The sequence below is a fragment of the Pseudomonas sp. NY15435 genome (assembly GCF_048068295.1).
In the GTDB taxonomy this organism is placed as follows: Bacteria; Pseudomonadota; Gammaproteobacteria; order Pseudomonadales; family Pseudomonadaceae; genus Pseudomonas.
Map to the genome: position 1 here is coordinate 44,893 of NZ_JBLUQA010000022.1, position 10,775 is coordinate 55,667.

Consider the following 10,775-nt stretch of genomic DNA (forward strand, 5'->3'; position numbering starts at 1 on the left):
CGACCATCGAACTCAGATTTAGGGGGGCATTTAACCGGCGCACGGTAGATTGCCAATGCCATCATCTGGCTATACTTCAGCCACTATCCGCAGTACGCCTGGCCATCCCGACCAGGCCAGGGAGTGCCTGTCGTGCGTCGTGCCTTCGTGCTGTTGCTTACCCTGCTGTTCTGCCATACGGCGCTCGCCTTCGAACTGGACGACAAGGCCAGCGGCGCCTGGCTCAATGATCACCTCGAATTGCTGCAGGAACACGGCAGCCCCATGACGCTGGAGGCCGTGCAGGCCAGCCGCGACTTCGTACCGGCCAACGGCCGCACCAGTGTCGGCCAGAGCCCCGACGGCTGGTGGCTGCGCCTGGACCTCGACCGCCGCACCTCGCCGGTGGGTGGCTGGTGGCTGGAGGTAGATGCGGTCAACCTGAAGGACCTGCGCCTTTATCTGCCGGACGCCCAGGGGAATTACCGCCAGGTGCTGTCCGGCGAGGCCGTGCCCTTCGCCGAAGGGCGAGATCGCGACTATCGCCGCCCGGTCTTCCACCTGCCCGAAGGCACCGGCCCGGTACGCCTCTATGCCCGCGTCTACGATCCGGCTGGCAACTCCTTCCCGTTGCGCATCTGGTCGCTGAACGACCTGCAGGACCATCGCGCCGATACCAGCCTGTTCCTCGGTTTCATCTACGGCCTGATCGCCGCGCTGCTGCTGTACAACCTGTTCATCCTGCTGACCCTCCGCGACCGGGCGTACTTCTGGTACGTGCTGACCACCGCCAGCGCGCTGCTGTTCAGCCTGGGCATGACTGGCCACGGTTTCGAGTACTTCTGGCCGAACCACCCGGTACCCTGGTGGCTGGACCGCATTACCCTGCCCTCACTCTGGGGCCTGTGCGTGCACCGCTTCACCATCACCCTGCTGCAAACCCGTCGCCATGTGCGCTGGTCGCACTGGCTGCTGAACCTGAACTGCGCGCTGTATGTGCTGACCATCGTCCTCGGCGCCCTGCACCTGCGTGGCGTAGCCGGCTGGATGCTGGTGGCGATTACCCTGATCGGCGTGCCGGCAGCCCTCGGCGGCGCCCTGGTGCGCTGGCGCCAGGGTTCCTTCCCGGCCTTCCTCTACCTGCTTGGCTTCGGCCTGGTGCTGACCAGCGTGAGCATCTCGGTGTTGCGCGCCGCGGGTGTCGTACAACCCTCGCCGCTGACCTCCTACATCTTCCCCATCGCCGTGGCCATGGAATCGGTGCTGTTCTCCTTCGCCCTCACCTCACGCATCCAGGGCCTCAAGCGCGAACGCGCCCAGGCATTGGAACAGGCCGACCGCGAGAAAAGCGCGCGCCTGACGCTGATGCAGAGCGCCCAGCAGGACCTCGCCACCGCCGTGGCCGAGCGCACCGCCGAACTCACCCAGAGCAACCAGTTGCTGCGCGAACGCGAAGTACAGTTGCAGCACGCCGCACACTACGACCCGCTGACCGGCCTGCCGAACCGTCGCTATCTGGTGGAACACGCCGAGCACGCCCTGACCAGGGCGCAGCAGAATGGCGAGACGCTGGCCCTGATGCTGATCGACCTGGACCACTTCAAGCCGATCAACGACAGCCACGGCCATGACGCCGGGGACTTCATGCTGCAGAACGTCGGCAACCGCCTGCGCCAGTGCGTGCGCGGCAGCGACTGCGTGGCGCGCCTGGGCGGCGATGAATTCGCCGCGCTGATCTCGGGCCCGGATGCCGAGGGGCACGCCAAGGAAATCGCCTGCCGCATCCTCAACGAGCTGTCACGCCCGGTGAAGTTCGACAGCCTGGAACTGCGCGTCACGCCGAGCATCGGCGTGGCCATCTATCCCAGCCATGCCATGCAGTTCAGCAAGCTCTACAAGGCCGCCGACCAGGCGCTCTACGAGGTGAAGGGCAACGGCCGGGCGGCCTATGCCATGGCCAGCGAGCCTGCTGGCGAGACCAGCGAGCTCTGGCAGGAAAACGAATGGCTGGAAAGCGAGGACCGTGCCTGATCAGCTGCGGTAGCGGCGCGGCACGCGGGCGGTGACCTTGGTCAGCAGCTCGTAGCCGATGGTCCCGGCATGGGCCGCCACCTCGTCCACCGGCAGGTTGGCGCCCCACAACTCGACACGGTCGCCTACAGCGGCGTTGGGCAGATCAGTCAGGTCCACCGCCAGCATGTCCATGGACACGCGCCCGGCCAGCATCGTGCGCTGCCCATCCACCAGCACCGGCGTGCCGCTCGGCGCGTGGCGCGGATAACCATCGGCATACCCGCAGCTCACGGTGCCGATGCGCGACGGCCGCTCGGCCACCCAGCTCGCGCCGTAACCAACGCTCTCACCGACCGCCACCTCGCGCACGGCGATCAGCTGCGCCTCGAGGCTCATGGCCGGGCGCAGGCCCAGTTCAGTCGCGCCGATGTCGGCGAAGGGCGTGGCGCCATAGAGCATGATGCCGGGACGAATCCAGTCCATGTGCGCGGCGGGAATGGTCAGCACGGCGGCGGAGTTGGCCAGCGAACGCTGGTCGAAATCCAGATCCAGCACACTGAGGAAGCACGCCACCTGATCTTCGGTCAGCTCGTCGCCGCGCAGGTCGGCATTGGCAAAGTGGCTCATCAGGTTCAGCTCGGCCACCTGCGGCGCCTGGCGCAGGCGCGGATGCCAGTCACGCAGTGCCTCGGGCGAGAAGCCCAGGCGGTGCATGCCGGTGTCCAGCTTCATCCACACATTGAGCGCACTGGGCAGTTGCGCGGCGAGCAGTGCCTGGGCCTGCTCGGGGCCCTGCACTGCCACGTCCAGGCGCAGTTGGGCGGCGATCAGGTATTCCGCCGGCTCGAAGCAACCTTCCAGCAACAGGATGCGGGTGTCGGCGTGCAAGGCGCGCACCTCGGCGGCTTCTTCCAGGCAGGCCACCGCAAAGCCGTCAGCGTCATCATGCAGGCAGCTCACCACTTCACGCGCGCCATGCCCGTAGGCGTTCGCCTTGACCACCGCAAAGGCCTCACGGCCGGGCGCGCAGCGCTTGGCGACGGCGTAGTTGTGGCGAATGGCGGCTAGATCGACGTGGGCGACGAGCGGGCGCATGGCGGCCTCTGCAATGAAAACGGGCGCCTATCTTAAGGCGCCCGTCGGTCACGCGGAATGCGGCATCGTTACTCGTCTTCGAAGTTGTACATGCCGGGCGCGAGATTCTCGAAGCGGCTGTAGCGGCCAAGGAAGGCCACGCGCACCGTGCCGATGGGGCCGTTACGCTGCTTGCCGAGGATGATCTCGGCGACACCCTTGAACTCGGTCTCCGGGTGATACACCTCGTCGCGGTAGACGAACATGATCACGTCGGCGTCCTGCTCGATCGCTCCGGATTCGCGCAGGTCGGAGTTCACCGGGCGCTTGTTGGGGCGCTGTTCCAGCGAGCGGTTGAGCTGAGAGAGCGCCACCACCGGGCAGTTGAATTCCTTCGCCAGCGCCTTGAGCGAGCGGGAAATCTCGGAAATCTCGTTGGTCCGGTTATCGCCGGCGGAACCGGGAATCTGCATCAGCTGCAGGTAGTCGACCATGATCATGCCGATCTCACCGTGCTCCCGCGCCAGGCGGCGGGTCCGCGCGCGCATTTCCGAGGGCGAGATGCCGGCGGTGTCGTCGATGAACAGCTTGCGGTCACTGAGCAGGTTCACCGCCGAGGTCAGGCGCGGCCAATCCTCGTCATCCAGCTTGCCGGTACGTACCTTGGTCTGGTCGATGCGACCAAGCGAGGCCAGCATACGCATCACGATGGAGTCGGAGGGCATCTCCAGGGAGTACACCAGGATCGCCTTGTCGCTGCGCATCAAGGCGTTCTCCACCAGGTTCATGGCGAAGGTGGTCTTGCCCATCGACGGACGGCCGGCAACGATGATCAGGTCGGACGGCTGCAGGCCACTGGTCTTCTCGTCGAGGTCGGTGAAGCCGGTGGTGATACCGGTCAGCGCGTCCGAGGTGTTGAACAGGTGGTCGATGCGGTCGATGGTCTTGACCAGGATGTCGCCGATGCCCACCGGGCCGCCGGTCTTGGGGCGCGCTTCGGCGATCTCGAAAATCTTGCGCTCGGCTTCGTCGAGCACTTCGTTGGCGCTGCGCCCTTCGGGGTTGAAAGCGCTGTCGGCGATGTCACTGCTGATGCCGATCAACTGCCGCAACGTGGCGCGCTCGCGGATGATGCCCGCATACGCCTTGATGTTCGCCACCGAGGGCGTGTTCTTCGCCAGCTCGGCAAGGTAGGCCAGACCGCCGACCTGGGATAGCTGGCCTTCACGCTCGAGCTGCTCGGAAAGGGTGACCACGTCGATCGGCTGGTTGGCTTCGGCGAGCTTGTAGACGGCGCGGAAGATCAGGCGATGGTCATGGCGGTAGAAGTCGCCATCGGACACGGCGTCGGAGACGCGCTCCCATGCGTTGTTGTCGAGCATCAGACCGCCCAGCACTGCCTGTTCGGCTTCGATCGAGTGCGGCGGCACCTTGAGGGAAGCGGTCTGCAGGTCGTATTGCTCGGGGACGGTGATGTCGTTCATGGGCGCTTCGTGCGGGCTCTTCGTAGAAATTCAAAGGCGGAAAAAACAAAGGGCACGGTACCGAGATTCAGTACCGTGCCCGATGTTAGCGGACTGATTCGCCCATGCAAGATGTGCGAAACGTCCTAGCGACGGATCGCTTACTCGGCGACTACAACCACGTGCAGGGTTGCATCAACATCCATGTGCAGTTGCACTTCGATGTTGTATTCGCCTACAGCGCGCAGGGCGCCGTCGGGCAGGCGAACTTCGCTCTTTTCCAGCGGGTAGCCGGCAGCCGAAACGGCGTCGGCGATGTCGCGGGTGCCGATCGAACCGAACAGCTTGCCTTCGTCGCCAGCGTGGGCGCCGATGGTCACGATCAGTTCGGCCAGTTGGGCAGCACGAGCTTCAGCAGCGGCTTTTTTCTCAGCAGCGGCTTTTTCCAGCTCTGCACGGCGCTCTTCGAAAGCAGCGACGTTGGCAGCGGTGGCAGCGGTGGCTTTGCCCTGCGGCAGCAGGTAGTTACGAGCGTAACCGCCCTTTACGTTCAGCTTGTCGCCCAGGTTGCCCAGTTTGGCGATCTTTTCCAGCAGGATGACTTCCATTTGAGTCTTACCTCTTAACTTTTAACCTTCACCGTTCGCAGCTTTCTGGCGTTTCGCCAGACGACCGCGAAAATCAAACAGACTGTCGACTACGGCGACAAGACAGATCACATTGCCCAGTACGAATACCAGCAGGTACAGCGGTGCCAGCCAGAAGCCCGGAAGCTTCTTCAGCGCGGCCAGGCCGTGCCCCAGTGCGATCCCGGCGAACAGCAGCGGGATCATGCACAGCGGCGCCAGCATGGTGGCCGCGGGCCCTGCGAAAGGCAGTGCCACAACGCCGACCAGCAGCGCTACAGCCGTGCCCGGCGACAGGCGCAGTGCGCGGAACTCGCGGCCAAACCCTTCCGGGTTGAACAGTACTGCTTGCCAATAACGCGCCAGCATCAGGCACAACAGGCTGATCGTCTGCAGCGAGGCTGCCATCAGGCCGGTGATGGTCGGAACCATCTCCGCCTGCAGGGCGGCCATCTGTTCCGGCGAAAGCTTGGCTTCGGCCAGAACCTGCGGCAGTGCCTTGCCGAATGCATCGGCAAGACCCGCGACCAACCCGGCCGACACCGTGCTGAGCAGCAGCACGAACACCGCACCGAGCACAACGCTCGCCAGCATCACCTGGTTCCAGGACACCTTGCTGCGCAGAACCTGCGCCAGCACGGCACTACCCACCAGAACCAGACTCACGCTGGGGTCACCCAGGTACCACCAGGCCAGTGCCGGAAGCAGCGCCCACACCAGGATGCCAAAGGCATCGCCGGCGCCACGGCGCAACAGCACCAGACTGCCTGCTGCGGCACCGAGCCAGAACAACGGCTGCAGTACCGCGGCTGCGACGACCACCAGGGTCGCCTGCATGCGGCCTCGCATGACAAATTCAGCCAATGCGCGCATGCGATCTATCCATCAATTCCAGTCGACTGCCCGATCAACGGCCGTGGCTGTCGGTGTAGGGAAGCAGGGCCAGGTAACGGGCGCGCTTGATAGCAGTCGCCAGCTGACGCTGGTACTTGGCTTTGGTGCCGGTGATACGGCTCGGAACGATCTTGCCGGTTTCGGAAACGTAGGCCTTCAGGGTGTTCAGATCTTTGTAATCGATCTCTTTCACGCCTTCAGCGGTGAAACGGCAGAACTTACGACGACGGAAGAAACGTGCCATGTGTGTGGCTCCTCAATACTGGTCCGGGATTACTCGTCAGCGCTGTCGCGGCTATCTTCGCCGTCAGCGGACTCGCCCTCGTTCGATTCGGGACGCTCACGGCGCTCACGGCGCTCGTTGCGGCTCTCTTCGGCCTTCAGCATTTCGGACTGGCCGGTAACGGCTTCGTCGCGACGGATGACCATGTTACGGATCACGGCGTCGTTGTAGCGGAAGTTGTCTTCCAGCTCTGCCAGGGCCTTGGCGGTGCACTCGACGTTCATCAGAACGTAGTGAGCCTTGTGCACGTTGTTGATGGCGTAAGCCAGCTGACGACGGCCCCAGTCTTCCAGACGGTGAACTTTGCCGCCGTCTTCTTCGATGGCCTTGGTGTAACGCTCGACCATGCCACCGACTTGTTCGCTCTGGTCCGGGTGAACCAGGAACACGATTTCGTAATGACGCATAAATGCTCCTTACGGATTGCAGCCTGCCGACTAAGCGGTCAGACAAGGAGTGAATGATTTTTTCCTTGCCGCTCGGAAGGACGCGCAAACGCCTGCCCGGACGACAAGGGCCGACATTCTAGAGAAGGGGGGAAAGCGGCGCAAGGCAATTGACGATTATTTGTACAGCTGACGCAGCAGGTACTTGTAGGAGCGAGCTTGCTCGCGAAACGAGTCAGCGCAGAGCTGGAGCCCGTTCGCGAGCAAGCTCGCTCCTACAAAAAACTTAGGCGCCAGCCTTGAGCTGGCGCTGGCGGACGATCTCGAACAGGCAGACGCCGGTTGCCACCGAGACGTTCAGGCTGCTGACGCTGCCCTGCATCGGCAACTTGGCCAGGTAGTCGCAGTGATCGCGGGTCAGACGTCGCATGCCCTTGCCCTCGGCGCCCATCACCAGCACGGTCGACCCGGTGAGGTCGAGTTCGTAGAGCATCTGGGTCGCCTCGCCGGCAGTGCCGACGATCCACAGGCCGCGCTGCTGGAGCTTCTCCAGAGTGCGCGCGAGGTTGGTCACGGCCACCAGCGGAATCACTTCGGCGGCGCCGCACGCGACCTTGCGCACAGTCGCGTTGAGGGTGGCGGACTTGTCCTTCGGCACGATGACCGCCAGCGCCCCCGCCGCATCGGCAGTACGCAGGCATGCGCCGAGGTTGTGTGGGTCCGTCACGCCGTCCAGCACCAGCAGCAACGCCGGGCCGGTGGAGCGCTCCAGCAACTCCTCCAGCATGTTCTCACCCCACACCTGGCTCGGGCTGACCTCGGCGACGACGCCCTGGTGCACGCCCTCGGCCCACTCATCAAGTTCCTTGCGGTCACGCGTGCCCACCGGCACGCGCGCCTGGCCGGCCAGATCAACCAGCGCCTGGACGCGCGGATCCTGGCGGCCTTCGGCCAGCCACAGCTGCTTGACCCGTTTCGGGTGATGGCGCAGCAACGCTTCTACGGCATGGACCCCGTAGACCTTTTCCCACTGACTCATTTCTTCGCCTTACGCTTGCTTGCCGGTGCGCCGCCAGTGGCACCCGCCTTGGGTGCGGCAGAGCCCTTGCGGTGCTTGGACGGCTTGGCGGACCGGGCTTTCTGTTTCGACGGATTGCGCGGTTTGCCCGCAGCAGGCGCGGACTTGCCTTTGCCGGCTGCCGGCTTGTTGCCGCCAACCTTGGCCTCTTCGAGCAGCGCCTTCTTCACTTCGCGGCTCTTGCGCACATCGGTATTGCCGAGCATTTCCTCGGCCTTGGCGAGCATCTCCGGCGCCACCGACGGCAACGCCTGGACCACGCCAACCTTGCGCTTGCGCGGCTGCACAGCGACATCCGGAGCGAGGTAGGGGTCGTCCGCGACGGCACGCGGCGCCCTGGCTGGCTTGTCCTTCGCAACCGCGCCCTTGGGCGCCTTGCCCTTGGCCGCCTTGCCTTTGGCGACCGGCTCGGCCTTCTCACCACGCTTCTTGCGGCCGATGGGCGCGCTGAGCACATTGTCGGAGAGCTCGAAGTCGATCTTGCGCTCGTCCAGATCGACACGCGCCACCACCACCTCGACGGTATCGCCAAGGCGGAAGCTGCGGCCGGTGCGCTCGCCACTCAGGCGATGGTGCACGGCGTCGAAGTGGTAGTAGTCGCCAGGCAGCGCGGTGACGTGCACCAGGCCCTCGACATAGATGTCGCTCAGCTCGACGAAGATGCCGAAGCCGGTCACCGCGGTGATCACGCCGGGGAAGGTCTCGCCCACGCGCTCACGCATGAACTCGCACTTCAGCCAGTTGGTGACGTCGCGGGTTGCCTCGTCGGCGCGGCGCTCGGTCATCGAGCACTGCTCACCCAACTGGGCAAGACGCGCCTCGTCGTACGGATAGATGCGCGCCTTGGGCATGCTGGCGGCGCCGACGCGCTGCACATGCTCGGAGGCCGCCTTGGAGCGGATCAGGCCACGGATGGCACGATGGGTCAGCAGGTCGGGGTAGCGGCGGATCGGCGAGGTGAAGTGGGTGTAGGCCTCGTAGTTCAGGCCGAAGTGGCCGGCATTCTCCGGGCTGTACACCGCCTGGCTCAGCGAGCGCAACATCACGGTCTGGATCAGTTGCAGGTCCGGGCGGCCCTGGATGGACTCCAGCAGCTTCTGGTAGTCCGCCGGGGTCGGATCGCCCTTGCCGCGGTACAGCGTCAGCCCCAGCTCGCCGAGGAACTGGCGCAGGTTGTTCAGCTTCTCCTGCGGCGGGCCGTCGTGGACGCGGTACAGCGCCGGAATGGCGTGCTTCTCGAGGAACTTGGCGGTGGCCACGTTGGCCGCCAACATGCACTCTTCGATCAGCTTGTGCGCGTCGTTGCGCTGGGTCGGGCGGATCTCCGAGATTTTCCGATCCGCGCCAAAGACGATGCGGGTTTCCTGGGTCTCGAAATCGATCGCCCCGCGCACGTGGCGAGCACCGACGAGGACCTTGTACAGGTCATAAAGCGTGTTGAGGTGCGGCACCACCGCCGGCAGTTGCTCCTTCAGGCGCTGGCCTTCGGGGCTGTCCGGGGTTTCCAGATACTGGCTGACCTTGGTGTAGGTCAGGCGCGCATGGGAATGGATGACCGCCTCATAGAACTGGTAGTCGGTCATCTTGCCGGCCTTGGAGAGATTCATCTCGCAGACCATGGCAAGGCGATCGACCAGCGGATTCAGGGAGCACAGGCCGTTGGAGAGAATCTCCGGCAGCATCGGGATCACCCGCTCGGGGAAGTACACCGAGTTACCGCGCTTGGCCGCCTCTTCATCCAGGGCCGAACCGACCTTCACATAATGAGAGACGTCGGCGATGGCGACGAACAGCTTCCAGCCGCCGCCCTTGCGCTTCTCTGCGTAGACCGCGTCGTCGAAGTCCCGGGCGTCCTCGCCGTCGATGGTGACGAAAGGCAGGGCGCGCAGGTCAACGCGTTTTTCCTTGTCCTTCTCCAGCACTTCGGGCTTGAGCTTGGCCGCTTCTTTCTCCACCGCCTCGGGCCAGGTGTGAGGGATGTCATAGCTGCGCAAGGCGACTTCGATTTCCATGCCTGGCGCCATGTAGTCGCCGAGCACTTCCACCACCTCGCCCTGGGCCTGGCGATGCACGCTCGGCCAGACATCGATGCGCACCTGGACAAACTGGTTGTGCTTGGCCTTGCCGGCCTTGCCCGGTGGGATCAGCACTTCCTGCTGGATCTTCGGGTTGTCGGCCACGACCGTGCCGATGCCGCTCTCGTCGAAGTAACGGCCGACGATGGTCTCGTGTGCGCGCTCGACCACTTCCACTACAGCGCCTTCACGGCGACCACGGCGATCGAAGCCGGACACGCGCGCCAGGGCGCGGTCGCCGTCAAACACCAGGCGCATCTGCGTCGGGCTGAGGAATAGGTCGTCGCTGCCATCATCGGGGATGAGGAAGCCGAAGCCGTCGCGGTGGCCGGCAATGCGGCCGAGGATCAGGTCGAGCTTGTCCACCGGCGCGTAGGCGCCACGGCGGGTATAGATAAGTTGGCCGTCGCGCTCCATGGCGCGCAGTCGGCGACGCAGCGCTTCTTCCGGCTCTTCGCCGAAGAGGCCGAGCTCTTCCAGCAACTGGGCCCGCGTCGCGGGGGCGCCGCGCTCGGCGAGGTGCGCCAGGATGAGTTCACGGCTGGGGATGGGGTTGTCGTATTTTTCCGCCTCGCGGGCGGCCTCGGGATCGAGGTTTTGCCAATCGGCCATTAAAGTGCGGTCACCTTATATATAGGGGTATGGATCGCCATGTGCTTATTGAAGCGCGAAATCCGCTCGTCGGTCAGCTTTGGGCAAGAATAAATTTTTTATCGCATCAGGGGTTTACAAGCGAAAACGCTCTCCGTATAGTTCGCGCCCACAGCGTCAGACAGACGTTGTAACACGGAAACGATGAGTAATCATCGACTCCAGTGCCCAGGTGGCGGAATTGGTAGACGCACTAGGTTCAGGTCCTAGCGGTGGCAACACCGTGGAAGTTCGAGTCTTCTCCTGGGCACCA

The 10,775-nt window shown here is 64.3% G+C and carries 9 protein-coding genes and 1 tRNA gene; 2 read left to right on the plus strand and 8 right to left on the minus strand.

The annotated features are described in order from the left end of the window. The first annotated feature begins 132 nt into the window (after positions 1-132). Positions 133-2,010, plus strand: a complete 1,878-nt coding sequence (locus tag ACNFH5_RS30140; protein ID WP_416752542.1) for a diguanylate cyclase domain-containing protein — start codon at positions 133-135, stop codon at positions 2,008-2,010. Here the strand turns inward: ACNFH5_RS30140 and alr are convergent, their stop codons facing one another. The 8 genes from alr to rnr all read right to left on the minus strand — a co-directional run bounded on the left by alr (position 2,011) and on the right by rnr (position 10,483). After that, positions 2,011-3,087: an alanine racemase gene (gene alr, locus ACNFH5_RS30145; protein WP_416752544.1), complete on the minus strand. Its 1,077-nt coding sequence runs from the start codon at positions 3,085-3,087 to the stop codon at positions 2,011-2,013. 68 nt (positions 3,088-3,155) lie between these two features. Beyond that, the gene (gene dnaB / locus ACNFH5_RS30150) at positions 3,156-4,550 is read right to left on the minus strand and encodes a replicative DNA helicase (protein WP_138524151.1); all 1,395 of its coding nucleotides are present in this window, start codon (positions 4,548-4,550) and stop codon (positions 3,156-3,158) included. A gap of 140 nt (positions 4,551-4,690) precedes the next feature. After that, entirely contained in the window at positions 4,691-5,137 is a 447-nt protein-coding gene (gene rplI, locus ACNFH5_RS30155) for a 50S ribosomal protein L9 (RefSeq protein ID WP_015479134.1), read from the minus strand. A 21-nt stretch (positions 5,138-5,158) separates the two neighbouring features. Next, positions 5,159-6,028 carry a hypothetical protein gene (locus ACNFH5_RS30160; RefSeq protein WP_037012089.1) on the minus strand — a complete coding sequence of 290 codons (870 nt, stop codon included), beginning with the start codon at positions 6,026-6,028 and terminating at the stop codon, positions 5,159-5,161. Positions 6,029-6,062: 34 nt separating this feature from the next. Further along, the gene (rpsR, locus tag ACNFH5_RS30165; protein WP_003095634.1) at positions 6,063-6,293 is read right to left on the minus strand and encodes a 30S ribosomal protein S18; all 231 of its coding nucleotides are present in this window, start codon (positions 6,291-6,293) and stop codon (positions 6,063-6,065) included. 29 nt (positions 6,294-6,322) lie between these two features. Further along, on the minus strand, positions 6,323-6,739 hold the full coding sequence (gene rpsF / locus ACNFH5_RS30170; protein ID WP_054906367.1) for a 30S ribosomal protein S6: 417 nt from the start codon (positions 6,737-6,739) through the stop codon (positions 6,323-6,325). 265 nt (positions 6,740-7,004) lie between these two features. Further along, a complete protein-coding gene (gene rlmB, locus ACNFH5_RS30175; protein WP_416752549.1) occupies positions 7,005-7,757 on the minus strand; it encodes a 23S rRNA (guanosine(2251)-2'-O)-methyltransferase RlmB in 753 nt (250 codons plus the stop codon). Then, positions 7,754-10,483 (minus strand): ribonuclease R, encoded by a 2,730-nt coding sequence (gene rnr / locus ACNFH5_RS30180; protein ID WP_416752551.1) that lies wholly within the window; start codon positions 10,481-10,483, stop codon positions 7,754-7,756. The genes rlmB and rnr overlap by 4 nt, the downstream gene beginning before the upstream one ends. 205 nt (positions 10,484-10,688) lie before the next feature. On the opposite strand from rnr, the gene ACNFH5_RS30185 reads away from it, so the two are divergent. Continuing rightward, a tRNA-Leu gene (locus ACNFH5_RS30185) sits at positions 10,689-10,775 on the plus strand.

What these genes read in the sequence shown, in the direction of transcription:
- alr (WP_416752544.1), bottom strand. Translation starts at nt 3,087, where the DNA reads ATGCGCCCGCTCGTCGCCCACGTCGATCTAGCCGCCATTCGCCACAAC.
- dnaB (WP_138524151.1), bottom strand. Translation starts at nt 4,550, where the DNA reads ATGAACGACATCACCGTCCCCGAGCAATACGACCTGCAGACCGCTTCC.
- rplI (WP_015479134.1), bottom strand. Translation starts at nt 5,137, where the DNA reads ATGGAAGTCATCCTGCTGGAAAAGATCGCCAAACTGGGCAACCTGGGC.
- ACNFH5_RS30160 (WP_037012089.1), bottom strand. Translation starts at nt 6,028, where the DNA reads ATGCGCGCATTGGCTGAATTTGTCATGCGAGGCCGCATGCAGGCGACC.
- rpsR (WP_003095634.1), bottom strand. Translation starts at nt 6,293, where the DNA reads ATGGCACGTTTCTTCCGTCGTCGTAAGTTCTGCCGTTTCACCGCTGAA.
- rpsF (WP_054906367.1), bottom strand. Translation starts at nt 6,739, where the DNA reads ATGCGTCATTACGAAATCGTGTTCCTGGTTCACCCGGACCAGAGCGAA.
- rlmB (WP_416752549.1), bottom strand. Translation starts at nt 7,757, where the DNA reads ATGAGTCAGTGGGAAAAGGTCTACGGGGTCCATGCCGTAGAAGCGTTG.
- rnr (WP_416752551.1), bottom strand. Translation starts at nt 10,483, where the DNA reads ATGGCCGATTGGCAAAACCTCGATCCCGAGGCCGCCCGCGAGGCGGAA.